Source organism: Nitratireductor sp. OM-1, from assembly GCF_003296175.1.
Lineage (GTDB): Bacteria > Pseudomonadota > Alphaproteobacteria > Rhizobiales > Rhizobiaceae > Nitratireductor > Nitratireductor aquimarinus.
This window is the reverse complement of sequence record NZ_CP029208.1, coordinates 3,307,368-3,332,384: the sequence shown is the minus strand read 5'-3', so window position 1 is coordinate 3,332,384 and position 25,017 is coordinate 3,307,368. Positions and strand designations below refer to the sequence as shown.

Annotated in this window: 22 protein-coding genes and 2 pseudogenes; 16 read left to right on the top strand and 8 right to left on the bottom strand. The window is 60.8% G+C overall.

Annotation, left to right across the window (positions count from 1 at the left end; genetic code table 11):
- Positions 1 to 77: 77 nt before the first annotated feature.
- The 4 genes from DEJ54_RS15980 to DEJ54_RS15965 all read right to left on the bottom strand — a co-directional run bounded on the left by DEJ54_RS15980 (position 78) and on the right by DEJ54_RS15965 (position 3,123).
- Positions 78 to 461 carry a helix-turn-helix domain-containing protein gene (locus DEJ54_RS15980; RefSeq protein ID WP_113155436.1) on the bottom strand — a complete coding sequence of 128 codons (384 nt, stop codon included), beginning with the start codon at positions 459 to 461 and terminating at the stop codon, positions 78 to 80.
- Between the two features lie 221 nt (positions 462 to 682).
- Complete coding sequence (gene fghA / locus DEJ54_RS15975; RefSeq protein ID WP_113155435.1) at positions 683 to 1,522, bottom strand: S-formylglutathione hydrolase; 840 nt, start codon at positions 1,520 to 1,522, stop codon at positions 683 to 685.
- 4 nt (positions 1,523 to 1,526) lie between these two features.
- Positions 1,527 to 1,991, bottom strand: coding sequence for a YaiI/YqxD family protein (locus DEJ54_RS15970; RefSeq protein WP_204360909.1), 465 nt, complete (start codon positions 1,989 to 1,991; stop codon positions 1,527 to 1,529).
- Between the two features lie 4 nt (positions 1,992 to 1,995).
- Positions 1,996 to 3,123: an S-(hydroxymethyl)glutathione dehydrogenase/class III alcohol dehydrogenase gene (locus DEJ54_RS15965; protein WP_113155433.1), complete on the bottom strand. Its 1,128-nt coding sequence runs from the start codon at positions 3,121 to 3,123 to the stop codon at positions 1,996 to 1,998.
- 209 nt (positions 3,124 to 3,332) lie between these two features.
- Between DEJ54_RS15965 and DEJ54_RS15960 the strand changes: the two genes are divergently transcribed.
- The 5 genes from DEJ54_RS15960 to DEJ54_RS15940 all read left to right on the top strand — a co-directional run bounded on the left by DEJ54_RS15960 (position 3,333) and on the right by DEJ54_RS15940 (position 11,954).
- Positions 3,333 to 5,345: an acetyl/propionyl/methylcrotonyl-CoA carboxylase subunit alpha gene (locus DEJ54_RS15960; protein WP_113155432.1), complete on the top strand. Its 2,013-nt coding sequence runs from the start codon at positions 3,333 to 3,335 to the stop codon at positions 5,343 to 5,345.
- Positions 5,346 to 5,358: 13 nt separating this feature from the next.
- Positions 5,359 to 6,042 (top strand): HAD hydrolase-like protein, encoded by a 684-nt coding sequence (locus tag DEJ54_RS15955; RefSeq protein ID WP_113155431.1) that lies wholly within the window; start codon positions 5,359 to 5,361, stop codon positions 6,040 to 6,042.
- A gap of 103 nt (positions 6,043 to 6,145) precedes the next feature.
- Positions 6,146 to 9,670, top strand: a complete 3,525-nt coding sequence (dnaE, locus tag DEJ54_RS15950) for a DNA polymerase III subunit alpha (protein ID WP_113155430.1) — start codon at positions 6,146 to 6,148, stop codon at positions 9,668 to 9,670.
- Positions 9,671 to 9,770: 100 nt separating this feature from the next.
- Entirely contained in the window at positions 9,771 to 10,874 is a 1,104-nt protein-coding gene (locus DEJ54_RS15945) for a YjgN family protein (RefSeq protein ID WP_113155429.1), read from the top strand.
- A gap of 57 nt (positions 10,875 to 10,931) precedes the next feature.
- Positions 10,932 to 11,954 (top strand): M48 family metallopeptidase, encoded by a 1,023-nt coding sequence (locus tag DEJ54_RS15940; RefSeq protein WP_113155428.1) that lies wholly within the window; start codon positions 10,932 to 10,934, stop codon positions 11,952 to 11,954.
- Positions 11,955 to 11,975: 21 nt separating this feature from the next.
- On the opposite strand, the gene DEJ54_RS15935 is transcribed toward DEJ54_RS15940, so the two are convergent.
- Entirely contained in the window at positions 11,976 to 13,286 is a 1,311-nt protein-coding gene (locus tag DEJ54_RS15935) for a DNA polymerase IV (RefSeq protein WP_113155427.1), read from the bottom strand.
- A 113-nt stretch (positions 13,287 to 13,399) separates the two neighbouring features.
- Here DEJ54_RS15935 and DEJ54_RS15930 point away from each other — a divergent pair, with 113 nt between their 5' ends.
- Positions 13,400 to 13,975 carry a GNAT family N-acetyltransferase gene (locus DEJ54_RS15930; RefSeq protein ID WP_113155426.1) on the top strand — a complete coding sequence of 192 codons (576 nt, stop codon included), beginning with the start codon at positions 13,400 to 13,402 and terminating at the stop codon, positions 13,973 to 13,975.
- A gap of 184 nt (positions 13,976 to 14,159) precedes the next feature.
- Here DEJ54_RS15930 and DEJ54_RS15925 read toward each other — a convergent pair whose 3' ends face one another.
- Positions 14,160 to 14,813 (bottom strand): hypothetical protein, encoded by a 654-nt coding sequence (locus DEJ54_RS15925; protein WP_113156332.1) that lies wholly within the window; start codon positions 14,811 to 14,813, stop codon positions 14,160 to 14,162.
- Between the two features lie 21 nt (positions 14,814 to 14,834).
- Positions 14,835 to 15,119 (bottom strand): DUF3572 domain-containing protein, encoded by a 285-nt coding sequence (locus DEJ54_RS15920; RefSeq protein ID WP_113155425.1) that lies wholly within the window; start codon positions 15,117 to 15,119, stop codon positions 14,835 to 14,837.
- 225 nt (positions 15,120 to 15,344) lie between these two features.
- Here DEJ54_RS15920 and DEJ54_RS15915 point away from each other — a divergent pair, with 225 nt between their 5' ends.
- From DEJ54_RS15915 to DEJ54_RS15905, 3 genes are all read left to right on the top strand, one after another.
- Entirely contained in the window at positions 15,345 to 15,716 is a 372-nt protein-coding gene (locus tag DEJ54_RS15915) for a response regulator (RefSeq protein ID WP_113155424.1), read from the top strand.
- Between the two features lie 42 nt (positions 15,717 to 15,758).
- Positions 15,759 to 17,123, top strand: a complete 1,365-nt coding sequence (locus tag DEJ54_RS15910) for a PleD family two-component system response regulator (protein WP_113155423.1) — start codon at positions 15,759 to 15,761, stop codon at positions 17,121 to 17,123.
- 372 nt (positions 17,124 to 17,495) lie between these two features.
- Complete coding sequence (locus tag DEJ54_RS15905; RefSeq protein WP_162742322.1) at positions 17,496 to 19,571, top strand: TonB-dependent receptor domain-containing protein; 2,076 nt, start codon at positions 17,496 to 17,498, stop codon at positions 19,569 to 19,571.
- A gap of 577 nt (positions 19,572 to 20,148) precedes the next feature.
- Here the strand turns inward: DEJ54_RS15905 and rpmG are convergent.
- The gene (rpmG, locus tag DEJ54_RS15900; protein ID WP_007008183.1) at positions 20,149 to 20,316 is read right to left on the bottom strand and encodes a 50S ribosomal protein L33; all 168 of its coding nucleotides are present in this window, start codon (positions 20,314 to 20,316) and stop codon (positions 20,149 to 20,151) included.
- Between the two features lie 339 nt (positions 20,317 to 20,655).
- On the opposite strand from rpmG, the pseudogene DEJ54_RS23745 reads away from it, so the two are divergent.
- The 7 genes and pseudogenes from DEJ54_RS23745 to DEJ54_RS15870 all read left to right on the top strand — a co-directional run.
- Positions 20,656 to 20,814: pseudogene (locus tag DEJ54_RS23745) on the top strand (transposase); the annotation flags it as partial.
- The gene (locus DEJ54_RS15895; RefSeq protein ID WP_371685980.1) at positions 20,788 to 21,114 is read left to right on the top strand and encodes a transposase; all 327 of its coding nucleotides are present in this window, start codon (positions 20,788 to 20,790) and stop codon (positions 21,112 to 21,114) included. The pseudogene DEJ54_RS23745 and the gene DEJ54_RS15895, both read left to right, overlap by 27 nt.
- Positions 21,115 to 21,277: 163 nt before the next feature.
- A complete protein-coding gene (locus DEJ54_RS23620; protein ID WP_256370530.1) occupies positions 21,278 to 21,406 on the top strand; it encodes a hypothetical protein in 129 nt (42 codons plus the stop codon).
- Positions 21,407 to 21,590: 184 nt separating this feature from the next.
- Positions 21,591 to 22,531 (top strand): annotated as a pseudogene (locus DEJ54_RS23535) (IS256 family transposase); the annotation flags it as partial.
- A gap of 29 nt (positions 22,532 to 22,560) precedes the next feature.
- Complete coding sequence (locus DEJ54_RS23530) at positions 22,561 to 22,695, top strand: hypothetical protein (protein ID WP_245447583.1); 135 nt, start codon at positions 22,561 to 22,563, stop codon at positions 22,693 to 22,695.
- A complete protein-coding gene (locus tag DEJ54_RS23395; RefSeq protein ID WP_245447809.1) occupies positions 22,646 to 22,819 on the top strand; it encodes an IS110 family transposase in 174 nt (57 codons plus the stop codon). Before DEJ54_RS23530 ends, DEJ54_RS23395 begins: the two co-directional genes overlap by 50 nt.
- Before the next feature lie 1,538 nt (positions 22,820 to 24,357).
- Positions 24,358 to 24,960 carry a hypothetical protein gene (locus DEJ54_RS15870; RefSeq protein ID WP_113155420.1) on the top strand — a complete coding sequence of 201 codons (603 nt, stop codon included), beginning with the start codon at positions 24,358 to 24,360 and terminating at the stop codon, positions 24,958 to 24,960.
- Positions 24,961 to 25,017 lie beyond the last annotated feature (57 nt).

The following is a 25,017-nucleotide window of genomic DNA, read 5'->3' as shown; positions in this document are numbered from 1 at the left end:
TCACCTGTCATAACGCCGGTCGCGGTCGTGGCATCACGCTTTCTGTGCACAATGTCGCATCAGAAGAAATCCGCGCGTCAGCCAGCGCCTTCAGCGCGCGCAAGGTCGGTTTCGATCTGCGCGACAATGCGGTTGGTCTCTTCCTGGAGCCTGCGGATGCGCTTCAGGTTGGCTGCGACGGCGTTGACCAGTTCCGAGCGGCTTTCGTCGGCGGGCGAAACGCCCACGCCGTGCAGCAGCCAGGAGAGGCTGACATTGAGAACGCCGGCGAGCATGGCCAGCCGGTTTGCGCGCGGCTGCGAGCGGTCGCTTTCCCAGGCCTGTATCGTAGCCGCCTTCACGCCGAGACGGCGGGCAAGTTCTGCAACCGAGAGGCCAACGGCGTCGCGCGCCCGGGAGAGGCGGCCGCCCATCGTGTCGCGGTCGGGTGTGTCTGAATAAATATGTGCTGTGTCCTGCACCGGGCAGCACCTCCGTTTTCGATCATCATTGGGTGGCATTCTGAGCTCAATGATCCCGCATTTTAGGGCGGGTTTGCTCCCGAAAGCATGCCGGATGCGACGCGCCGGCACAAGTTTGCGCCGGCGCGTCAATCGTCGTGGAGGTGAAAAGCCGTTTGCTGGCAGAATGTTAGCCGAAGAACATGAGGAGATGATTCATCGGCTTCATGTGTTGATTCAGGTCAGCGGGCTGCGAGGCGCTTTGCGTGCCAGACAAGATGGTCGTCCATGAAGGTCGAGATGAAGAAGTAGGAGTGGTCATAGCCCTCACGCATGTTGAGCGTGAGCGGAATGCCCGCCTTTTTGCAGGCCGCTTCGAACAGCCATGGCCTGAGGCCCTCGTCCAGGAAGCCGTCAGCCGCGCCCTGATCGATCAGGAATTCGGGAAAGCGAGCGCCGTCGGCTACAAGCGCGCAGGCGTCGTGTCCGCGCCACGTGGCTTCGTCCGCTCCCAGATATTTCTCCAGCGCCGGTTTCGACCAGCCCGCAGTCGATGGTTCGACGATGGGGGCGAAGGCGGAGCAGCTTTTGAAACGGTCGGGATTTTTAAGCGCGATGGTCAGCGCCCCGTGGCCACCCATGGAGTGTCCGAAAATGCCCTGGCGATCCATGTCCGCCGGAAAATTTTCGGCGATCAGCGCCGGCAGTTCCTCTGTGATGTAGGAATACATGCGGTAGTTCTTGGCGAAGGGCTCCTGCGTGGCGTCCACATAGAAGCCTGCGCCCTTGCCGAACTGCCAGTTGTCCGCCTCGTCCGGCACGTCGTCGCCGCGCGGGCTCGTGTCCGGGCAGACCACGATCATGCCGAGTTCGGCAGCCATGCGGCGGTATTCGCCCTTGTCCATGACATTGGCGTGCGTGCAGGTGAGGCCTGACAGATACCACAGGACCGGGCAGGGGCCATCAGCTGCCTGCGGCGGCACGAACACGGCGAAAGTCATGTCGCACTGGCAGGTTTTTGAGGTGTGGCTGTAAACGCCCTGGACGCCGCCACGAGAGCGGGCGGTGGAGACGGTCTTCATGAGGTCAGTCCCTGTTTTCTTTCAAAGCGCGGCGCACGGTGCGGTCGAGCGCCTGCAGGAAGTCGGAGCGGTCGCGTGCGGTGAAACCGGGATTGTATCCCTTGATCTCACCGGATTCGCGAAGATCCTGCTTGAGGTTGCGCATGGCGACCGCCATGCCGATGGTTTCGGGCGTGAACGGGCGGCCGGTGGGGCCGAGCACATGCACGTCCATCTCCACCAGGCGCGCGGCCAGCGGCACGTCCGCCGTGATGGCGATGTCGCCGGCCACGGCATTCTCCACGATCCAGTCATCGGCGGCGTCGGCGGTGCCGGGCACCACCACATGCCGCACCATGGGGTCGCGTGAGGGGCGCAGCCCGCCATTGGAGACATAGACGATGACAAGCCCGTGCCGCTCGGCGACACGGGCTGCTTCCGGTTTCACCGGACAGGCATCTGCATCCACATAGATGGTCGACAAGGTGATGGCCTCAGTAGACCACCACGGAGCGGATGGATTCGCCCGCATGCATGAGGTCGAAGCCTTTGTTGATCTCGTCCAGCGACAAGGTGTGCGTGATCATCGGGTCGATGTCGATCTTGCCCTCCATGTACCAGTCGACGATCTTTGGCACGTCGGTGCGGCCGCGTGCGCCGCCAAAGGCCGTGCCTTTCCAGGTGCGTCCGGTGACCAGCTGGAAGGGACGGGTGGAGATTTCCTGACCCGCACCGGCCACGCCGATGATGATCGACTCGCCCCAGCCGCGATGCGCGCTTTCCAGCGCCTGACGCATCACGTGGACATTGCCCGTGCAGTCGAACGTGTAGTCCGCGCCGCCGATCTGGTCAGCGCCGCGCTTGGTCATGTTGACGAGATAGGGAACGAGGTCTTCGCCGGCTTCCTTCGGATTGACGAAATGCGTCATGCCGAATTTCTCGCCCCATTCCTTCTTGTCGTTGTTCAGGTCCACGCCGATGATCATGTCGGCGCCGGCAAGCCGGAGGCCCTGGATCACGTTGAGGCCGATGCCGCCGAGGCCGAACACGATGGCCGTCGAGCCGATCTCGACCTTGGCGGTGTTGATGACCGCGCCGACGCCCGTGGTCACGCCGCAGCCGATGTAGCAGATCTTGTCGAAGGGCGCGTCCGGATTGACCTTGGCGACCGCGATTTCGGGCAGAACGGTGAAGTTCGAGAAGGTCGAGCAGCCCATATAGTGATGCAGCTTCTCGCCGTTGAGGGAGAAACGGCTCGTGCCGTCCGGCATCAGGCCCTGGCCCTGGGTGGAGCGGATGGCGGTGCACAGATTGGTTTTCTGCGACAGGCAGGACGGGCACGCGCGGCACTCGGGCGTGTAGAGCGGGATCACGTGATCGCCCTTCTTGAGGCTCGTCACGCCGGGACCGACATCAACGACGACGCCAGCGCCTTCATGGCCGAGAATCGCCGGGAAGATGCCTTCCGGATCTGCGCCGGAGAGGGTGAACTCATCCGTATGGCAGATGCCGGTCGCCTTCACCTCGATCAGCACTTCGCCTTCGCGCGGGCCATCGAGGTCTACCTCCATGATTTCAAGTGGTTTTCCTGCCTGAACGGCAACAGCGGCGCGGGTTTTCATGGACAATTCTCCTGCAAGTCCGGAATCTCATACGCAAATCTCAGCCGAAAGTTTCAGGAATTGTTATGTCCCGCAAGCCCGTTCCGGCCATAGGATGACGCAATCTGACAAACCCGCTTCTCATGCGACAATTGTGTGAAACGCTTGAGCGGGGGCAAGCAAAGCCATAAAACAGAAACGACGTCGCTCGTTGGGGGGAAACACCGTTCATGTTCAAGAAGATCCTCGTCGCCAATCGCGGTGAAATCGCCTGCCGGGTCATGAAGACAGCGAGGAGGATGGGCATCGCCACCGTCGCGGTCTATTCCGACGCCGATGCCGACGCGGTGCATGTGGACATGGCCGACGAGGCCGTTCACATCGGACCGCCCGCCGCCAGTCAGAGCTATCTGGTCGCAGACAGGATCATCGCCGCCTGCAAGGAGACCGGCGCAGAGGCCGTGCATCCGGGCTATGGCTTCCTTTCCGAGAATGCAGGGTTCTGCGAGCGACTGGAAGCCGAGGGCATCGTTTTCATCGGCCCCAAGCCGAAGGCCATCAAGGCCATGGGCGACAAGATCACCTCCAAGAAGATTGCCGCCGAGGCCGGCGTCTCGACCGTTCCCGGTTTCATGGGACTGATCGATGATGCCGAACATGCGGTGCGCATCGCGGGTGAAATCGGTTACCCGGTGATGATCAAGGCGTCGGCGGGCGGCGGCGGCAAGGGCATGCGGATTGCCTGGAACGATGACGAGGCGCGCGAAGGGTTCGAGCGCTCGAAATCGGAAGCTGCGTCCTCTTTCGGCGATGACCGCATCTTCATCGAGAAATTCATCGAGGAGCCGCGCCATATCGAGATACAGGTTCTGGCGGACGCGCATGGCGCGTGCCTGCATCTGGGCGAGCGCGAGTGCTCCATCCAGCGCCGCAATCAGAAAGTGGTGGAGGAGGCTCCGTCGCCCTTTCTGGACGCCGAGACGCGCGCGGCCATGGGCGCACAGTCTGTGGCGCTCGCAAAAGCCGTTGATTATCAAAGCGCCGGCACGGTCGAGTTCATCGTCGACAAGAACCGGAATTTCTATTTTCTGGAGATGAACACGCGCCTTCAGGTGGAGCATCCGGTGACCGAGCTTGTCACCGGCATCGACCTGGTGGAGCAGATGCTGCGGGTGGCGGCAGGCGAGGCGCTGTCCTTCGGTCAGGCCGATGTGAAGCTCAATGGCTGGGCCATTGAAAGCCGTATTTATGCCGAAGATCCGGTGCGTAACTTTCTGCCGTCCATCGGCAGGCTCACCCGTTACCGTCCGCCGCAGGAGGGGCGTTTGGGCGATGCCGTCCTGCGCAACGATACGGGCGTGGCGGAAGGGTCGGAAATCTCGATGTTCTACGACCCGATGATCGCCAAGCTCTGCACCTGGGCGCCCGAGCGACTTGATGCGATCAATGCGATGAGCGAGGCGCTGGACCGTTTCGTGATCGACGGGATCGAGCACAACATTCCATTCCTCGCGGCTCTGATGAGCCATCCGCGCTGGCGCGAAGGGCGTCTGTCGACCGGCTTCATCGCGGAGGAATTTCCTGACGGGTTTGCCCCGCCATCGCCCATGGCGGGCGAGCGCACGGTGCTTGCTGCGGTGGCGCTGGCCGTGGAGCTTCTGCGGCGTGACCGGCTCGACCGGCTGACCGGCCGTCTTGCACCGCATTCGGGCGAACTGAAGCGCGACTGGGTGGTGCGGCTCGATGACGATTATCTGTCCGTCAGCCTTGTCGAAGGCATGATCTCGATCCCGCTGGAAATGGACATTCGCATTGGCGATGCTGATCCGGTGACCGTGCGCTCTTCCTGGCGTCCGGGGGAGCCGGTCTGGGAAGGCGATGTCAATGGCCGCACTGTCGCCGTTCAGGTGCGTCCGATCCTCAATGGCGTTCAGGTCGCCTGGCAGGGCGTGGCTGCGAATGCGCGCGTGATGCTGCCACGCATTGCCGAGCTTGACCGCCTGATGCCCGTGCGCGAAGCGCCCGATACGTCGAAAATGCTGCTTTGCCCGATGCCGGGTCTGGTCGTGTCCATCGCGGTCGCCACCGGGCAGGAGGTCAAGGCGGGCGAAATACTCGCCGTTGTCGAGGCGATGAAGATGGAGAATGTCCTGCGCGCCGAGCGCGACGGGATGGTGGCAAAGATCAATGCCGCGCCCGGTGACAGCCTCGCCGTGGATGCGGTCATCATGGAATTCGAATAGGAGCTTTCCGAAAATGGCGCAGATGGAAAAGCGGGCAGCGGTGCTGTTCGATCTCGACGGCACACTGACGAACCCGTTTGTCGGCATTTCCAGCTGCATCCGCCATGCAATGGAGAAGATGGGGCGCACGGCCCCGGATGACGCCACCATTCGCTCTCATATCGGTCCGCCCCTGCAGGTCACCTTCGCCACGTTTCTGGACACCAGCGACGAAGCGCGCATCTGGGAGGCGGTCGGGCACTATCGCGAGCGCTATCAGGACGTCGGCAAGTTCGAGAATGAGCTCATTCCCGGCATCAGGGAGACGCTTTCCCATTGTGTCGATGCAGGGCATTTCCTCTCCGTGGCGACCTCGAAGATGGAAGCCTACAGCAAAGATATCATTGCGCATTTCGATCTCGCACGCTTCTTCGATGCTGTGCACGGCTCTGCCCCCGATGGGACCAATGCCAACAAGGCGGACCTGATCCGGCACATCATCGCCAGTGAAGGGATCGAGCCCGCGAACACGGTGATGATCGGCGACCGGCTTCATGATGTTGCCGGCGGCAAGGCGAATGGCGTGCCGGCGATTGGCGTTCTCTGGGGATTTGGCGATCGGGCCGAGCTGGCGGAGGCGGGCGCGGTCGGTATCGTGGAAGAGCCGGCAGAGCTGGCCGTCGAAATCGAACGGGTTCTGGCTGCAGAGACGGTCTGACGCGTTCAGAAAGCCGTGTGCTGCCGGGTGACGGGCCTTTACCCCCGGTGCCCGATGCGGGACAATGTGCTTTGAGTCTTCAAGAAGCAGTTGGCAGCAGTTCATGGCGAGCGACAGGCGTTTGCGCGATCCGATTTTCGCAGCGGCGGAGCGTGAAAGAAACCGGCCCGAACGGCCCTTCATTCACCTGCGGGTGCATTCGCCCTATTCGCTGCTGGAAGGCGCGCTGCCTCTTGGAAAGGTCATTGGCCATGCGCTGAAGGATGAAGCGCCGGCCATCGCCATCACCGACACCAACAATCTGTTCGGCGCGCTGGAGTTTTCCCAGAAAGCCTCCAAGGAGGGGCTGCAACCCATCGTCGGCTGCCAGCTTGACTGCGCGTTTGAGGACGCGCTGGCGGAAAGCCGCCGCAGCAATGGCCGCAAGGGTGGGGGCGCGCAGTATGAACCGCTGGTTCTGATCGCTTCGACCGAGGCAGGTTACGCCAATCTGGTGCGGCTCGTCAGCCGCGCCTATCTCGACAACGAGCCGGGTGAGGCGACCCATATCACCACGGAATGGCTGACCGAGCTGGCCGACGGCATCATCTGCCTGAGCGGCGGTCCGCGCGGGCCGATCGGCGCCGCATTGAAGGCCGACCGGCCCGAGGTTGCCGAGGAGCGGTTGCTTTTCCTGAAGGAATGCTTTGGCAACCGGCTCTATGTGGAACTGGAGCGTTTCGAGGGGTATGACCGGGTTGTCGAGGCGGCAACCGTCGATCTCGCCTACAAGCTCGAACTGCCGCTGGTTGCGACCAATGAGGCGTTTTTTCCCGCCCGCGAGGATTACGAGGCCCATGACGCGCTGATCGCCATCGCCGAGGGCGCGGTGATCGCCATGGACGACCGCCGCCAGCTCACGCCGGACAATTATCTCAAGAGCCAGGCCGAGATGGCGCGGCTCTTTTCCGATCTGCCCGAGGCCATCGACAACACGATCGAGATCGCCCGGCGCTGTTCCTATTTCACGCAGACGCATCCGCCGATCCTGCCGCGCTTTACGGGCGCGGATGCGGCCGACGCCGAGGCGGCGCTTCAGGCCGAGGCTGACGAATTGCGGCGTCAGGCCCGCGAAGGTCTCGACCACCGCCTCAATTCACAGGGTCTGGCCGAAGGCTATACGCGCGAGCAATATGCCGAGCGCCTTGACTATGAGCTCGGCATTATTGAGCGGATGAAGTTCCCGGGCTACTTCCTGATCGTTTCGGACTTCATCAAATGGGCGAAGGCTCAGGATATCCCTGTGGGGCCGGGTCGTGGTTCGGGTGCGGGCTCGCTGGTCGCCTACGCGCTCACCATTACCGATGTGGACCCGCTGCGCTTCTCGCTTCTGTTCGAGCGCTTCCTGAACCCCGACCGCGTGTCGATGCCCGACTTTGATATCGACTTCTGTCAGGATCGCCGCGAAGAGGTGATCCGCTACGTGCAGCGCAAATATGGCCGCGATCAGGTGGGCCAGATCATCACCTTCGGTACGCTGCAGGCCCGCGCCGTTCTGCGCGATGTGGGGCGCGTGCTGCAGATGCCCTATGGCCAGGTCGACCGGCTCTGCAAGATGGTGCCGTCGAACCCGGCCAATCCCACGCCGCTGCCCAAGGCCATCGAGGATGAGCCGCGCTTCGCCGAAGAAGTGGAGAAGGAGCCTATTGTTGGCACGCTTCTCGACTATGCCCAGAAGCTCGAGGGCCTCTACCGTCACGCCTCGACGCACGCCGCCGGCATCGTGATCGGCGACCGTCCGCTCTCCGAGCTGGTGCCGATGTATCGAGACCCGCGCTCCGACATGCCGGTCACCCAGTTCAACATGAAATGGGTCGAGCAGGCGGGGCTGGTGAAGTTCGACTTTCTCGGCCTGAAGACGCTGACCGTTCTGGAAACGGCGGTGAAGCTCATCCGCCGCCGGGGCATCGAGATCGATCTGGCGCATATCCCGCTCGACGATCCGGAAACCTACGCGATGCTCTCGCGCGGCGAGACGGTCGGCGTGTTCCAGGTGGAATCGGCCGGCATGCGCAAGGCGCTGATCGGCATGAAGCCCGACCGCATCGAGGACATTATCGCGCTGGTCGCGCTCTATCGTCCCGGTCCGATGGAGAACATTCCCACCTACAATGCGCGCAAGCATGGTGACGAGGAAATCGCCTCGATCCACCCCAAGATCGACCATCTGGTGAAGGAGACGCAGGGCGTTATCGTTTACCAGGAGCAGGTGATGCAGATCGCGCAGGAGCTGGCCGGCTACACGCTCGGACAGGCTGACCTTCTGCGCCGCGCCATGGGCAAGAAGATCCGCGCGGAGATGGAGAAGCAGCGCGGCATCTTCGTCGATGGCGCGACCGAGCGCGGCGTTTCCAAGCAGCAGGCAAACTTCATCTTCGACCTGCTCGCCAAGTTCGCCGACTACGGCTTCAACAAGTCACACGCCGCTGCCTACGCCATCGTCTCCTATCAGACGGCCTATCTGAAGGCGCATTACCCGGTCGAGTTCCTCGCCGCGTCGATGACCTACGACATGGCCAACTCCGACAAGCTGAACGACTTCCGCCGCGACGCCATGCGGCTCGACATCGAAGTCGTGTCGCCATCGGTTCTGACCTCGCACCGTCCGTTCGAAGTGGGTGAGAACAAGATTTTCTACTCGCTCGCCGCCATCAAGGGCGTGGGCGACGCGGCGGTGGAGCACATCGTCGAGAAGCGCAATGAGAAGCAGTTTGAGAGCCTTGAGGATTTCTGCGCCCGCATCGATCCCAAGATCGTCGGCAAACGTGTTCTGGAAAGCCTGATTCAGGCGGGCGCATTCGACTGTTTCGGTCTCGACCGCGCGGCCCTGTTCGGCGGCATCGACCGGCTTATGGGCATGGCGGCACGCGCGGCCGAAGACGCTGCCATGGGGCAGGGCGACATTTTCGGCATGTCGGGCGGCGGCGAGCCGCAGAAGATCCATCTTCCGGTGGTCGAGCCATGGTCCGCTGCCGACAAGCTGCATCGCGAATTCCAGGTGGTCGGCTGCTATCTCTCGGCGCATCCGCTGGATGAGTATGCCGAGATCCTCGAGAAAATGCGCGTGCAGAACTGGGGCACGTTCCAGGCTGCAGTGAAGCGCGGGGCGACCGCCGGGCGGCTTGCCGGCACCGTCACCTCCAAGCAGGAGCGGCGCACGCGCACCGGCAACAAGATGGGCATCATCCAGTTGTCCGACGCCACCGGACAGTATGAGGCCGTTCTGTTCTCCGAGGCGCTGGCGCAATATCGCGATCTTCTGGAAGCGGGTTCCTCCGTGGTTATCATGGTGGGGGCTGAAAACCGGCCCGAAGGCGTCAATCTGCGCATTCAGGGCGTGCAGTCGCTTGAGGAGGAAGCCTGCCGGATGCAGAAGGCGCTGCGCATCTATCTGCGCGACCCCAAGCCGCTGGCCGCCATCTCCTCGCAGCTGACCCAGCGCGGCGACGCGCAGGTGAGCCTCGTCGTCATCAAGGAAGGCGGGCAGGGCGAGATCGAGGTCGGGTTACCCAACCGCTACCGTATCTCGCCGCAGGTTGCAGCCGCCATGCGGGCGGTGCCAGGCGTTGTGGAGGTTGAACTTGTTTAGGCGTTGCGCCACAAGGTGAGCGCAGCAACTTCTGGTCGTTTTTGCAAATTTCCGCGATCAGGGATTTTTCATTATTTTTTAGTTTTGGGGCCTGTTTTTCATGAATTACGTTGAGACGGCGGCGGAAAGCCGCCAAACGCCTGTGCATCTTCCGTTTTCCTTCACCGGGCGCGCTTCTGAGTATTTTGGTATCTGGATCGTCAATCTGTTCCTGTCGATCATCACGCTCGGCATTTACACTGCCTGGGCGAAGGTGCGCCGGTTGCGCTATTTTTATGGAAACAGCTGGCTCGACGGGCACAATTTCGAATACCACGCGCGGCCCACCAGAATCCTGATCGGGCGCATCATCGTGGTGGCCTTTCTGCTTGCCTACAATGTGCTGATCAGTGTTTCGCCATTCTTCGGGCTGCTCATCATTCCTTATCTGATTGCCTTTCCGTGGCTTCTGAACAAGTCGATGGCCTTCAACGCACGGATGACCAGCTATCGCAATGTGCGGCTGAATTTCCGCGGGACCTATTGGGGCGCATTTTTCGCCTTCGTGATCATGCCGGTGGTCGCCCTTGTATCCGCAGGGCTTCTTGCTCCCGTGGCTTCGAAATTGGCACGCAACTATCTCGGTCGCCATCTGGGCTATGGATCGACCCGCTTTGAAACGCAGGCGCCGCTCACCGCGCTTTACGGAAATCTGGGAGTGACGGTTATCTTCATCGGGCTTGTCCTGATGGTTTTCGTCGGAGGGGGCTTCCTGATCGGTTTCGGCGTTGTCTCGGCGGGAAACACGCTTCGGCTCGGTCAGGATGAGCTATTCGATGTCTTCAATTATGGATCGATGGCCGGCATCCTGACTGGCGCTTCCATCGGTGCCTATATTGCGCTGGCGCTTGCCTATCTCTTCTATGAGGCCGGTGTGCGCAATATCGCCTACAATCACACCGTGCTTGATGGCCAGCACCGTTTCACATCACGTGTGGGGCGGCTCCGCTATGTCTGGATTCTGGTCTCAAACCTGTTCGCCACCATTTTGACGCTTGGCCTCTTGCGGCCGTGGGCCGCAGTGCGCAGCTGGCGCTATCTGGTGGTCAGCACTGGTGTGTTTGCGGTCGGCCCGCTTGACGATTTCGTCGATGAAGCCGCACCGGAGGGCAATGTCGGCGCGGCCGAGTTCTTCGATATCGAAGGCATCGATTTCGGACTTTGAGGGCTTGCGCCATTCTCCAGACCTGCATGGTCGATTGCGTCGAAACAGGGATAGGCCATGATTGAGGGACGTTACTTCCCACCCGGTTCCTCGCGTGTCGTGGCGGCCAACCTTTCCGGCGTTCCGGAACGGCTGGTGCTGCGTCTTGCCGATGAAACGGAGGCGCTGGAGCCGGTAATCGCTTCCGTCTCCGACCCGGTTGCCGGTGTGCCGCGCAAGATCACCTTTGCCGATGGCGGTGTTTTCGAAGCCCCGCTTGGTGCCGATGTGGACGGCTTCCTGAAGACGGGTGGCAGCTTCTTCGCGCGGCTGATGCGTCTTGAGGGACATCTGGGCTTCGTGGCGGCTGCCGCCGTGGTGACGATGGGGCTCATCTTCGTCGTCTACCGGTTTGGCGTCCCGCTTCTGGCTTCGGGGGCCGCGCTGGTGACGCCGCAGCCCATCATTGTCGCGATGGACCGGGGAACGCTTGAGACGGTGGATCGCACCGTGTTCTCCCCCTCGGAACTTGCCGAAGAGCGCCAGAGGGCGCTGCACGACATGTTCGATGAACTGGCGCAGATCGCAGGCGATGATGGACCCGCGCTGAGACTGGAACTGCGGCAGGGCGGCATGATAGGCGCGAATGCGCTGGCGCTGCCGGGCGGCACGATCATTGTTACGGACGAACTGGTCGGGCTTGCCCGGTCTGACGACGAGATTGCCGGCGTCATCGCCCATGAGATCGGCCATGTGCGCGAGCGGCACTCGCTGCAGCAGATCTATCGCGTTCTGGGCATTGGTTTCATGGTGGGGCTGATCGGTGGTGATGCGAGCCAGTTGGTCGATGATGTGATCGTGCAGGCAAGCGCTCTGCAGACCCTTGTCTATTCGCGTGAGTTCGAGACCCATGCCGATCTCTACAGTGTCGGGCTGATGGCGAAGGCGGGCCGCGATCCGTTGGCTTTTGTGGGGCTTCTGGACCGTGTGGTTGAGGACGCTGGCGGTTCCGATGAGACTGGCTGGTTCTCCACGCATCCAGATACGAAGGATCGGCGTGACGCGGTTCGGCAGCGTGTTGATGAGCTTCGCGGCCAGTAGGGCAGGCCCCAAGCAGCTGGCTCAATCCTCGCCGTCGCGCTGCGGGCGCGCAACTTTGGAGCGCCCGAACGTATAGCCGGTCTCGACAGCCTGTTTGCCGAATTTTTCGCGCAGGCTGTCAATGGCTCCCTCGGCGAGTGCGCGCTTGTGGGAAAGCCCGTCGACAAGGTCTTGCGGATCGGCCCTGCCGGCGTCGGTCAGGTCGCTGACACCGATGCCAAGAAGGCGAAAGCGGGTGCCGTCCACCTCCCGTTTCAGGAGTTCCAGCCCTGTGTGAAAGATGCGGTCGGCGAGCCGTGTCGGGTCTCCGAGCTGCCGGTTGCGGGTGCGCAGCCGGAAGTCGGCGGTTTTGAGTTTCAGAACGACGGTTCGGCCGGCAATGTCGGCTTCCTTAAGCCGGGCGGAAACCCGCTCGGACAACGCGCGCAGGACCGGCACCAGATCCTCCATCCGGGACAGATCCGTGTTGAACGTGGTTTCAGACGAAACGCTTTTTGCTTCACTGCGCGGTTTCACGCCACGTTCATCCATGCCGCGCGAAAGGTGATAGAGCCGGTCGCCCATCGTGCCGTAACGCCGCATCAGCTCGTTGCGCTCCATGGTTTGAAGCTGACCGATGGTGCGGATGCCATCCTTGCCGAGCGTGGCGGCAAAGGCCTTGCCGACGCCCCAGATGAGCGTGACGGGTTGTTTCTGAAGAAAACTGACGGCCTCTTCCTGACCGATCACGGAAAAGCCGCGCGGCTTGTCCAGGTCTGAAGCGACTTTGGCCAAGAACTTGCAGTAGGAGAGGCCGACCGAAACGGTGATGCCGATTTCCTCTTCCACCTGCCGCGCGAAGCGGGCGAGCACCATGGCCGCCGGCGCGCCATGCAGCTTTTCCGTGCCGGCGAGATCGAGAAAGGCTTCGTCGATGGACAGCGGCTCGACCATAGGGGTGAGCGCCTCCATCATCGAGCGCACCTGGCGGCCGACCCTTGAATATTTCTCCATGTCCGGCTTGACCACGACAGCCTCGGGGCATGCTTCGAGCGCCTTGAACATGGGCATGGCGGAGCGAACGCCGTGGATGCGGGCGATGTAGCAGGCGGTGGAGACGACACCGCGTTTGCCGCCACCAATGATGACGGGCCTGTCGCGAAGGGCCGGGTTGTCCCGCTTCTCCACCGATGCGTAGAAGGCATCGCAGTCGACATGCGCGAGAGACAGGCGGTCAAGCTCGGCATGGGCGAGCATGCGCGGGCTCCCGCATGACCGGCAACGCCGCGATGCGGTGTTCGCCGGGGTCAGGCAATCGCGGCAAATGCCATGCGGGAGGGCGTTGACAGGCATGATCGATCATGTGAACATAAAGTGAACATGCATCTTACTTGAAACGCCGTCATGGCACAAGCTGCGGTATGGAGGAGGCCGGGTTGCCAGAAGCCGGGTTGCAAGAGGTCAGGGTGGACTATCGGATCGCGCCCCTGACGCCGGATTTGTGGTCGGCATTCGAGGATTTGTTTGGCAGGCAGGGCGCCTGTTATGGTTGCTGGTGCACGCATTTTCGTCTGCCACCGGCGGTGCGGCGACAAAACGACCGCGAGAGCAACAGGGATCACATCAAGGCGCGGATTGCAGCCGGCCCGCCTCCGGGGCTCTTGCTCATGGATGGCGCGCAGGCGGATGGCTGGATGCAGATCGGGCCGCGCGCCGACATTCCCGAATGGAACAACAAGGGGCGTGTCTCCGCGCCACTGGAAGAGGGCGAGGAGCGTGAGGACGGAATCTGGGCGATCTCGTGCTTCTTCCTGCGAAGCTCGGCGCGCCGAAAGGGACTGTCTCACGCGCTCGTTGCCGCCGGTATCGATTTTGCCCGGCAAAATGGCGCGCGCCTGCTGGAAGCCTGCCCGATCACCCGGTCGAACGACAAGCGTTCCATCGGCCTGTTCGTGGGGTCGACGCGGGTCTTTGAAAAGGCCGGGTTCCAGACGGTCGCCGAGCGCAAGGCGGGGCGGCCGCTGATGCGGTTTTCGCTTTGAGCGTGTGATGCTGTGATGCGCTTTGGTTCTGGCCGGGCGCGACGTTGTCTTTGCCAGGCCCGGCAGGTGCGGTGTGAACCTTTAGAGCGTTGCTGACGAAAAAAGGTTCACCGGTAATGCGCTATCTTATTGATTTTGCATAATTCCAGCCGCAAAGCCGGTTTCCACTTTTGTTGGAGTTTCTCTAGATTTGCAGTGAGCGGGCGATCTTCTCCCCGGCCTCTTTCCAGTGTTCCACCGCCGTTACGCCCTCGGGGATCGGCGGCATCAGCGTGCGCACGGAATTGTCGGCCATCAGGTGGAAGAGATGCGCGTCCTCCACCGTGTCGCGCACCGAGACGAGGTTGTAATACATGTCGTCGACGAAGGCGACGGGACGCTGGTGCTTGCCGCGCAGGCGCTGGATGGCCGGGCCCTTGGCGCGCTCGGTCGTGAGCAGCGGATAGTGCATTTCCAGCTGGTCGAGCAGGGTGCGGCGCGTCTGCCGGTAGCGGTGGGGCATGGCGGTCAGGAGCACCACCTGGCTTGCTTTCGAAAGCCGTGCAATGGTTTCGGAGGCGTCTTCGGCCAGCGCCTGCCAGTCATGCTGGACCTCGAAAAACGCATCGACGAGCTGCGCCACGGTTTCATTGCTCACGCGGTCTCCGGAGGCGAGGTCGGTGACGTTTCCGTTGAGGCCGAAGCTCTCGAGCTTCAGCTCGAAGCCGCGCGTGCGCAGATATTCCGGAAACGGCCGGATGAATTCCAGGATCACGTCGTCCACATCGAGCACCAGCAGGGGATCGCTGCTGAGCGATAATTCGTCAATTTGCCGGGAGGTTTCCGGATCGATCGTCATGTTTGTGCCGTCCAAATCGTGTCAGGGCTGAATGTCGTAAGATGTGTTGCCATGGGGCAGGGCGGCTGGCGCGCGCGCAACCCGCTCGGGCGCGATGCCGCTTTCTTCGCAAAAGCGCAGCACTGTCGGCTCATGCGCCAGCACGAACTGCAGAACACCCGCCAGAAAACCCGGTTCGGCGGCGGCAGCGCGGATCTGGTGGGCCTCGATGCCGGTCAGCGACAGGAAGCGCGGCAGAAGTTCGCCGTCTGCCGCAATGAAGGCCAGGGCGGACACGGCAATGGTTTCGGCTTCCTCGCGTTGCATGGTTCATCCTCAATATAGGGTGTTTGGCCCGCTGCTGCATTTTCAACACGTGAATTGCGCGCAAAACCAAGGCCGTTATGCTGGAAGACTACGATTCGCAGGCGTCCATTACCGATTCATAAATCAAATCGTGCAAGGGTGGCGTCTGAAATTTCGGTGTATCGCACATCGCGGTCGGCAACCGGCGGTCTGCTGTTACGGCGGAGTTGAGTGGGACGGGGTTTGATGTCGAAGAAAGTCATGATCGTCGAAGACAATGAGCTCAACATGAAGCTCTTTCGCGATCTCATTGAGGCAAGCGGTTATGAGACAGTGCGTACGCGCGACGGGCTGCATGCGCTTGATCTTGCGCGTGAGCATCGGCCTGACCTCATCCTGATGGACATCCAGCTGCCGGAGGTTTCCGGTCTGGAAGTCACCAAATGGCTCAAGCAGGATGACGATCTGCACACGATCCCGGTCATCGCGGTCACGGCCTTTGCGATGAAGGGCGATGAGGAGCGGATCCGCCAGGGCGGATGCGAGGCTTACATTTCCAAGCCGATCTCCGTGCCGAGCTTCATCGAAACGATCAAATCCTATCTCGGAGACGCCTGATGCTGCACCCGGCCTCTCCAGTATTCATCTGAGGAGCCGACCATGACCGCGCGCATCCTTGTCGTCGATGATGTCCCTTCCAATGTGAAGCTGCTCGAAAGCCGGCTTCTGGCCGAGTATTTCGAGGTGGTCTGCGCGCATAGTGGCGCAGAGGCGCTGAAGATCTGCGCGGACGGCAAGGTGGATGTCGTGCTTTTGGACGTGATGATGCCGGAGCTCGATGGGTTCGAGGTGTGCCGCCGGCTGAAGGCCGATCCGGCTACGCAGCACATTCCCGTCATCATGGTCACCTCCCTTGAAGAGACGGCGGATCGCATCAGGGGGCTTGAAGCCGGTGCGGATGATTTTCTCTCGAAGCCGGTCAATGATCTGCAGCTTGTGACGCGCGTGAAAAGTCTGGTGCGGCTGAAAATGCTGACGGATGAATTGCGCCTGCGCACCGTGACGGCGCGCAATGCCGGTTTTGACGATGGTATTGAAGAGGAGCGTCGTGCTGCGCCCTCCATTCTGTTGATCGATGAAGACGCGCAGTCTTCTGCAACCATCGCCAACATGCTGCGTGATGGCTACAGGGTTGATGTCGAGGATGACCCGCAGGCCGGTCTGTTCCGCGCCGCCGATGGCAGCTACGAGTGCATTCTCGTCACATCTGCTTACACGACTTACGATCCGCTGCGGCTGTGTGCACAATTACGGGCGCTGGATCGCACGCGGCTTCTGCCGGTCATGCTGGTGGCCGACAAGGGCGACGATGCGATGATCGCGCGGGCTCTCGAACTCGGCGTGAACGACTATATCGTGCGCCCGGTGGATCAACAGGAACTCATGGCGCGCCTGCGCACGCAGCTGCGCCGCAAACGCTACAATGACCGTCTGCGCTCCAGCGTGAGCGAGAGCTTCCAGATGGCCGTGACCGACCCGCTGACGGGGCTTCACAACCGACGCTATCTGGACACGCATCTGCCGAGGCTGCTTGCCCGGTCCGCCGCGCGCGGGCGGCCTCTCTCGGTGATGATGGCCGATATCGACTGCTTCAAGGCCATCAATGACAGCTGGGGGCATCAGGGCGGCGACGATGTGCTGCGCGAATTCGCCGACCGGCTCCGCCAGAACATTCGTGGCATTGATCTCATCTGCCGTTTTGGCGGTGAGGAATTTGTTGTGGTGATGCCGGATACCCCGCTTGATGTTGCGGAGACCGTGGCCGAGCGTCTTCGTGTCGCCATTGCCAGCGACCCGTTCACGGTCGACGGTGGCAAGAATGCGATTGCGGTGACGACCAGTGTGGGCGTTGTGGCCACCGCCGGCGCGCATGACGACCCGGCCACTCTGCTCAAACGTGTCGACCTGGCCCTGTATGATGCCAAGAATGCAGGGCGCAATTGCGTGGTGGCTCCCGCCGCGTGAGGTGGCGTGCTGCGGTCTTTTGATAAAATTTATTGTGTAAAACTGTCGCAGTTTGAGCGCTCGCGCCCTTAAACTTGACTGTAGTAATCATGTTTTTTCCGTGGCGGATAACGGTTTGCCGCGGTCTGAGGCATTGCCCAGTGGTTTTGGGAGCCCGTTTGACGTGCTGATGCCGCGAGGCTAAGCAAAAGTACATTCCAGCAAGCAAATGTTCAGCCAGCCCGAAATTCTGCTTTAGTCCGACAGGAGGTTTCGTTGGCTTTGATCATCGATGATTCCCGCAGGTTGTTTGCGGGAAGTGTCTTCGCTTGTTCTTTCTTATGTGCGCATGCAGCCTTTGCCCAGGAGCAGGCATCACCGGCAGAGGAAGAGGTGGAGCAAGCCGTTTCGGGTGACGTGGGTGAGGGCAGGACCCATCGGCTGAAACGGCTGGTGGTGGTTGATGACCAGACGCTTCTGCCCTCGGGCGAAGCAGTCTACACCACGCCTGCGGCGGTCGGCTCGCTTGATGAGCAGGCACTGCAGGAGCGCTTCGGCGGCGATGTGCGAACGGCGGTGCGTTCGGTTCCGGGGTCCTTCACCTATTCCCCGAGCACCAATCCGGCGATCGAGGTCAACATTCGCGGACTGACCGGCTATGGCCGCGTCAACGCCATGATCGACGGCGTGCCGCAGACCTTCCGGAATGTGGGCGGGCATGGTTCGTCGGGGGGCAATCTGCTTTACGTGCATCCCGAGCTTCTGGCCGGTGTGGATGTGGCGCGGGGCGCGGTTTCGGGCGCGGCCGGTGCGGGAACGCTGGCCGGCGCTGCCAATTTCCGCACGCTTGAGGTGGATGACGTTCTGAAGCCGGGCGCTGACATCGGTGCGCTCACCCGCTTCAAGGCCGGCACCAATGGTTATCGCTGGTCAGGTCTGCTCGCTGGCGGCGCGCGGGGCAAGATGTTCCCCGGTCAGACTGGAGATGTGAGCATTGTCGGCGCGCTCGCCTATTCCGATTTTCACGATTATGAAACGGCGGATGGCGCGGTGTTTCCCGATTACGACAGGGTTGCCAATGCGCCTGCGGGTGGACTGGTCAAGCTCGATTTCGAACCCAATGGCGAGCATCGGCTCAAGCTTGGCGGGCGCTGGTATGACAACCGCTTCACCAGCAGCAATTACGAGCAAAGCCTGAAGAACCAGACCTACACGCTCGATTACACATATGATCCGGGGTCGGCGCTGATCGATCTTGCGGCCAATGTCTACTACAACGAAACGGAGATGACGTACGATTCCGAGTTTGGCGGCGGCTATCGCGGTCGTGAATCCCGGGACCGTTCCTTCGGCGCGAGCCTCGCCAACACGTCACGCTTCGTGGTGGGCGAGGGCGTGGACCTTTCCTGGTATTACGGGCTTTCCTACGGTTCCACGGATTTCGAGGTGCTGCGTCGCCGTGGCGCGAACCCGCCGGGTAGGATGCAGAAGGCGAGCGCCTTCTCCGATGTCACGCTGGACTGGAACATCTTCTCGCTGACGGCCGGGCTGCGCTACGATTACTGGAACATGTCCGGGCAGCAGACCGCATACAGTGCGGGTACGGGGGACTGTCCGCCCGGCGGGCCGGACTGCGGCAACCGGAAGGTCTCGCGCTCCGGTGGTGAGTTCCTGCCCAAGGTGACGCTTGCCGCCGATCCGCTCGACTGGATGCAGCTTTACGCCACCTATGCGCACACCGCCCGCCCGCCCACCGTTCAGGAGATGCTGTGGACGATGATCCCGTTTGGCGATGGCATCGGCTCGGCCTATGCGAACAATCTGGGGCTTGAGCCGGAGGTTCGCAGAGGCTGGGATGTGGGCGTCAATCTGCACAGGGATGGTGTCCTGCTGCCCGACGACCGCCTGCGCCTGAAGGTCGGCTATTACAGTCACGACATCGAAAACTACATCGTCAACGATCTGGCGGATGTGACGGGAATTCCGTGGCAGGTCGCCAAATGGGTGAATGCGCCCGGCACCACCCGCATGTCCGGCTGGGAAGTGCAGGGCAGCTATGACGCGGGAGCCTTCTACGTGAATGCGTCCTACACCAATGCGGATACCGATCAGCCGGTAGGCTTCGGTACGGGCTGGGGCAATGGTGATGCCGGCTTCCTGCCCGAGACCTACGCCACGGTGGATGTGGGCGTGCGTCTTCTTGAGCAGCGGCTGAATCTTGGCGCACAGATGCGTTATGTCGGCCCAAGCCGGCAGGCAAACGGCATGATGGAGCCGGAGGACCTTGAGGCCTACACGCTCTACGATGCCTATGGCAGCTATGAGATCCGCGAGGATTTCAACGTGTTCTTCACGGTCGAAAATCTGTTCGACAAGAGCTATGCGGTGGCTGCGTCCGGGCCGGAATCGATGAATTCAAAAAGGGGCAGGGGCCGGACCTTCATTCTGGGAGCGACTGCGAAATTCTAGGTCGCCATCCCTTCGCCGTGCGGTTTCGGTCGCACGGCATTCCTGCCGTCAAGAGCGCCGCATGTCCTCCCGGATGTGCGGCGTTTTCGGTTGTGGGTGGGTGGCTTTGTTTCGGGTGTGGTAGGCCGGTCATCTGTCAGGCACGAAAGAGTGATGGCGCTCTCACCCTATTGGGGGCTGACGCAACGCCGGTCGCGCGCCATATTTACCCTAACGTCAGGGAGTTGGCGGCAATGGTTAAGTAAGTGTTGATTTTCTTACTGCCCTGCGCAAATCTCTCGACCGATAAAGGCAGTTGCATGGTCGGGCCGATATGGCTCTGACGCGCATGCCTCCAAGACACCCCATGATGCTCAGGTCCGCCGCATCTCCTGGGTCCGTGGGGTCGGTCGGTCGGCGCTGGTCTTTAGTGGCCTCCTCGTACCGCTGCCAGTTTGCCGACCGACCCCCAAATCATTTCACCATTCACGGTCAGCCACTGAACCTGCCGGTCACCGCAGATGCGTGGGCGGATATTTCATGCGCGCATAAAAAAAACGCCGCTCTGGGCGGCGTTTTTGTGCGGCGAAAACGGGATCTATTTGATCTTCGTTTCCTTGAACTCCACATGCTTCTTCGCGATGGGGTCGTATTTCCGCTTGGTCATCTTGTCGGTCATCGTCCGGCTGTTCTTCTTCGTGACGTAGAAGAAGCCCGTGTCGGCCGTCGACTGGAGCTTGATCTTGATGGTCGTGGCCTTCGCCATAGCTGTCGTCCGTTCCTGATGTTTGTTGGTCGCGCACCAGCAGAATCTCTCCACCAAGCGCTTAAAGAGTCTGGCGGACACATAAAGGGTACGCGCGGAAAGTCAAGCCGGTCTTGCTGGCGGGTTGTCGGTAAGTCGTGCTCTGCCACTTCGGAGGAGAGGGAGGCGCGGGCGGCAAAGCCCTAAGCTGCTGGCGCAGAAACCGCAAAGATACAGTGTCACAACTCATGATGCGACGTTATCGCCGCTAGGACACAAACTCATAAATGAGTAGCGGCTCACAGCGATAAGTGTTTCAAACTCCGAAAGGAGTTTGTCATGTCCCAGCGTGGCTAAGAACTGACCGATTTTGAATGGTCGGTCATCGAACCGCTACTTTCCAACAAGTCGCGTGGTGTGCCACGAGTCGATGATCGCAAAGTGCTGAATGGCATCTACTGGCGGTTGCGCACGGGCTCGCCTTGGGCCTACATGCTGGAAGCAATCGGTTCGAGCCAGGCGCTTTGGGCCGATGCTGCTTATGACAGTGACGCATTGCGTCGGCAAGTGAAGGCGCAAGGAGGCTGGCTTTGCGCCAAGCCCGTCTCCTACCGACGAGAAAAGCCACCTTTCAGCCGCTGGCCCTATCGGTTTCGAAACGTCATCGAGCGGTTCTTCAACCGCATCAAATATTGTCGGGCCATCGCCACACGATACGAAAAGCACGACGAGAACTATCTCGCTCTCATCAAACTCGCCGCAATCCGCCTATGGATCGGACATAATGGGTCATCGGGAAATTTGTGGTCGCTGCCCTAGGAGCTGATAGATGGCTCACATATCTGGCTGTCGAAGCTGAAGGAAGGAAGCAGCCATGAAACACTATGCTGGACTGGATCTGTCGATGGAAACTACGTAGGTCTGCATCGTGGATGAGAAGAGCGGGAAGATCGCCTCGATTAAGGTCGAGACCACTCCCGACATGATCGCATATGCAGTGCGTGAAGCCGGCGGTGTCGAACGAGCGGTGATTGAAACCGGCCGTATGTCGCCGGCGATCTGTCACGGTCGCCGGGCTCTCAGCGTTCCCGTCGTGTGCATCGATGCATAGCAGGCACGTCAGAGTCTGAAGGCATTGAAGGCGTACAAGACCGCCCCTCATGACGCAGCCGGCCTAGCTCAATTGGCCAGGAACAGGTTCTACAAGGAGGTGTATCTCAAATCTCCAGCCCGCGCAGGGACTATGCGTAATTTTGTGCCCTGACGTGGTAACTGCTCTGAGAGGAGACCCACGTTTGAGCATCGACAAAGACCTTCTAGAACGGCTGATGGAAGGCCGCTCGCCTGGCGATCTTTTTGGCAAGACCGGCATCCTGACGGAACTGACCAAGGCGCTGGCGGAACGTGCGCTGAGCACGGAGATAGACTCCATCTCGATGAAGAGCGCGCGGAGGAAGCGCCGGAGGGCCAGAACCAGCCCCCCAATCGCCGCAACGGGCGCAGCCAGAAGACGGTTACCACCGACAGCGGTAAGGTTGTCCTGTATATTCCTCGTGACCGCGATGGTCCCTTAGTTCCGGTCCTGATTGCCAAACATCAGCGGCGCTTCCCCGAGTTCGACCGCAAGATCGTCAGCATGTATGCCCGCGGAATGACCCCCCGCGAGATCCAGGGTCATATCGAGGAAATCTAGGGAGTCGAGGCCTCGCCCAGCCTGATTTCCGCGATCACCGATGCGGTGATGGGGAAGGTCACCGCCTGGCAGAACCGCCCTCTGGAGCCCTGCTATCTGATCGTCTTCATGGACGCGATCCGGGTCAACATCCGCAGCGACGGGACAGTCTCGAACAAGGCGGTCTTCGTGACCCTGGCGGTTCTACCAGATGGCACGCGGGACGTTCTGGGACTGTGGTTCCAGGTCAATGAGGGCGCGAAGTTCTGGGCCAAGGTTCTCAGCGACCTGCGCAACCGGGGCGTCCAGGACATCCTCATCGCCGTCGTGGACGGGCTGAAGGGCTTCCCTCAGGCTATCGAGGCGGCCTTTCCCCAGACACGGGTTCAGACATGTATCGTCCACCTGTTGCGCCATTCCATGAACTTCGCCAGCTACAAGGGCCGCAAGGCCGTCGCCGCGGCTCTCAAGGCGGTCTACACGGCGGTGAATGCCGACGTGGCCGAACTGGCCCTGGCAGAGTTCGAGGATAGCGATCTGGCAAAGCGGTATCCGGCGATCGCGCCCACCAATCCCGGTCCTGTCGGCAACTCATGAGATTCCCCGGTGTCGGTGTTAAAACCTCTGCTGCTTTTGCCGCTGCCGTCGATGAGGTTGGCTGCTTCCGACAATCGCGCACTGCCGGCGCTTACTTCTGGCTCATCCCCAAGCCGTCATCAGTCCAGTGAAATCTATTGGACCAGCCTCATCACCAAACAAGGCGACAGTATGGTGCGCAAGTTGCTCTACGAAGCCGCAACTCGTTCCTCACGCGCAGTCGCGGCAGCTTCGCCCTCAAAAGGTGGGCCATGAAGATCGCGAGGCGGCGGAGGCTGAGAAAGGCACGCGTGGCGCTTGCTCGCCGTCTTACCGTCGTCATGCACGCCATGCTGCGCGATGGCACTTTGTTCGAAGCATGAAGTGAGGTAGAAACTGTTTGTCAGCGGTGAAGTCGGAAAGCTGACCCGAGGGCGGAGTCTCGAGACGGGACGCAGGGACGAACGATTTGCGAAGGTTACCGGATGGGCCAATGAGCCCGCTTTGAGTCAATGAAACATTCGACCTTGTGAAACCCGATACAGCACAAACGCTGCTCTCAGCCGTCAGTGCGGACAGATCCTTGAAGCTATCAAGGGAAACACCGTTAAACTCTACAAATTACAGATCTATGTCCTAGGCGTAAAAGCCGTTCGATTGGATGTTCAGGCAACAACACATCGCCCGCACCGAGAACAACGGGCAATTTTCGGCGACGAACGCGCATTCCACTGTGCATCCTTGGCGAAAACACGCGTTGACATTTTTAGGATGTTACGCTCCTTGTCACCGCTATCAGCGTGCAGCGAGAACTTCTTCTTCCATGCGTAGAGAGTGTGGATTGACGCCCAGTTGCTTTCAAACCGCCACGACTGGATAAATCCGCTCGGTGATCTGCGCTGCCGGGGCTTATCTTTTGACATATGAGGACCTAGATATAAGTAGGGTGGTTGCAAAGGCTGAGACTTTAGGCCTTAGGGCTGGCGGAACAAGCGTTTCGGGTCAATCGGACGATCTGTTAGACACGACAGATATGGATGCCGAGTGGGGTGGGATGGTGAGGCAGACGATCCTACTGCGACCCGTTGTTGCAGAATGTGGTGCTCGTGATCGACAAGACGGGTGCTTATGAGGCGATACCGGAGTTCGGCCGAGCCCAGCGCTATGATCCTCTACACGTTCACGGTGACGAAAGACAGCAATGTGAGCCACACGGATGTTTGGTCGGTCTGTGCAGGGCTGCGCTTCAACGAACGTCCCGGAGGTGACTGACTGTCGTCCTTCACACCGCCGAGCGCTGACCTGCCCGCCGATGAAAGCGCGACCTTCATGGCCCGATATGCGCTGACTCACGGTGACATTGATGCAGCACAGGGCGTCGGCATCGGGTACGGGGCCGCTTGGTCAGCTCGGAACGGCACCTGAAGTGGAGGTGCTGGTCGATCTGCTGGGATACGCAATCGACAAGATGGTATCGCTTAGCGAGGTGCGCCGTGGCGATAGTGTGCCATACACGATCCTGGCCAAAATGTTTGGTCTCTCTGACCCTACAACAGTGAGCATCGTCGTCATGACGCCTCCCGGGGTCACCTTCGTACTAGGATCGGCCATGCGATGGTGCCTCGATTGACACGGTGGTTGCGGGCCGGAAGCTCACTTTCGAGAATATTGTCATTACAAGGGACGAGGCCGTCGAGATTACGCTTGATCTTGCGGTGACAGTAGCAGCCTAGCCTGACGAATATGTGAACCGGATGTGGGTTGAAGACCTTGAGGGTAATCTAATGTCGCGTGTTGCCTCGGCCGTTGTTTAAATGGTGGTCGAGGAGGTCTTCCACTGCGGCGACATCATTGGCAAAGTGTTCGATGACCAGAACCGCAACGGGTATCAGGACGATGGAGAGCGCGGGCTTGCCGGTGTTCGGGTTGCAACGGTGAAAGGGCTCCTGGTGACGGCGGATGCAGAAGGTCGTTTCCATATCGCCTGTGCGGACCTGCCCGACCAGCGTATTGGCACGAACTACATCCTGAAGCTCGACATGCGTTCACTGCCTTCCGGCTATCGTCTCACGACGGAGAATCCACGTGTCGTCCGCCTGACTGCCGGCAAGGCATCCAAGTTCCTGTTCGGTGCTTCCGTTGGTCGTGTTGTGCGGCTTGATCTGAGCGACACGGCCTTTGACGAGGGTGTGGTGGCTCTGCGTCCTGAATGGCAGGCTAGCCTTGCCCAGATGGTCGAGCTGCTCGTCAAGGAACCGTCGGTTCTAAGGCTGGTCTATACGGAAAATGGAGAAGGCAGGCGTCTGGCCCAGAAGCGACTCAAAGTGATGCGCAAGGATATTGCCAGGGAATGGCGGAGGGTCGGCGCCCGCTATCGGCTGGAAGTCGAAGCCAAAGTCCTGTCGGGTTCTCGCTGATAAACCAGATCTCCTCCGGCGATTTGCTGGAGGAGGTCCGTGATGCGTCGGACCTTC

Bases quoted from the DNA above. Each gene is read 5' to 3' on its own strand.
- DEJ54_RS15895 (WP_371685980.1), top strand. From the start codon at position 20,788: ATGCTGGAAGCAATCGGTTCGAGCCAGGCGCTTTGGGCCGATGCTGCT.
- DEJ54_RS15945 (WP_113155429.1), top strand. From the start codon at position 9,771: ATGAATTACGTTGAGACGGCGGCGGAAAGCCGCCAAACGCCTGTGCAT.
- DEJ54_RS15960 (WP_113155432.1), top strand. From the start codon at position 3,333: ATGTTCAAGAAGATCCTCGTCGCCAATCGCGGTGAAATCGCCTGCCGG.
- DEJ54_RS15965 (WP_113155433.1), bottom strand. From the start codon at position 3,123: ATGAAAACCCGCGCCGCTGTTGCCGTTCAGGCAGGAAAACCACTTGAA.
- DEJ54_RS15925 (WP_113156332.1), bottom strand. From the start codon at position 14,813: ATGACGATCGATCCGGAAACCTCCCGGCAAATTGACGAATTATCGCTC.
- DEJ54_RS15870 (WP_113155420.1), top strand. From the start codon at position 24,358: ATGGTGGTCGAGGAGGTCTTCCACTGCGGCGACATCATTGGCAAAGTG.
- DEJ54_RS15940 (WP_113155428.1), top strand. From the start codon at position 10,932: ATGATTGAGGGACGTTACTTCCCACCCGGTTCCTCGCGTGTCGTGGCG.
- DEJ54_RS15915 (WP_113155424.1), top strand. From the start codon at position 15,345: ATGTCGAAGAAAGTCATGATCGTCGAAGACAATGAGCTCAACATGAAG.
- DEJ54_RS15955 (WP_113155431.1), top strand. From the start codon at position 5,359: ATGGCGCAGATGGAAAAGCGGGCAGCGGTGCTGTTCGATCTCGACGGC.
- DEJ54_RS23620 (WP_256370530.1), top strand. From the start codon at position 21,278: ATGATCGCATATGCAGTGCGTGAAGCCGGCGGTGTCGAACGAGCGGTG.
- DEJ54_RS15910 (WP_113155423.1), top strand. From the start codon at position 15,759: ATGACCGCGCGCATCCTTGTCGTCGATGATGTCCCTTCCAATGTGAAG.
- DEJ54_RS15935 (WP_113155427.1), bottom strand. From the start codon at position 13,286: ATGCCTGTCAACGCCCTCCCGCATGGCATTTGCCGCGATTGCCTGACC.
- DEJ54_RS15920 (WP_113155425.1), bottom strand. From the start codon at position 15,119: ATGCAACGCGAGGAAGCCGAAACCATTGCCGTGTCCGCCCTGGCCTTC.
- DEJ54_RS23530 (WP_245447583.1), top strand. From the start codon at position 22,561: ATGAGATTCCCCGGTGTCGGTGTTAAAACCTCTGCTGCTTTTGCCGCT.
- rpmG (WP_007008183.1), bottom strand. From the start codon at position 20,316: ATGGCGAAGGCCACGACCATCAAGATCAAGCTCCAGTCGACGGCCGAC.
- dnaE (WP_113155430.1), top strand. From the start codon at position 6,146: ATGGCGAGCGACAGGCGTTTGCGCGATCCGATTTTCGCAGCGGCGGAG.
- fghA (WP_113155435.1), bottom strand. From the start codon at position 1,522: ATGAAGACCGTCTCCACCGCCCGCTCTCGTGGCGGCGTCCAGGGCGTT.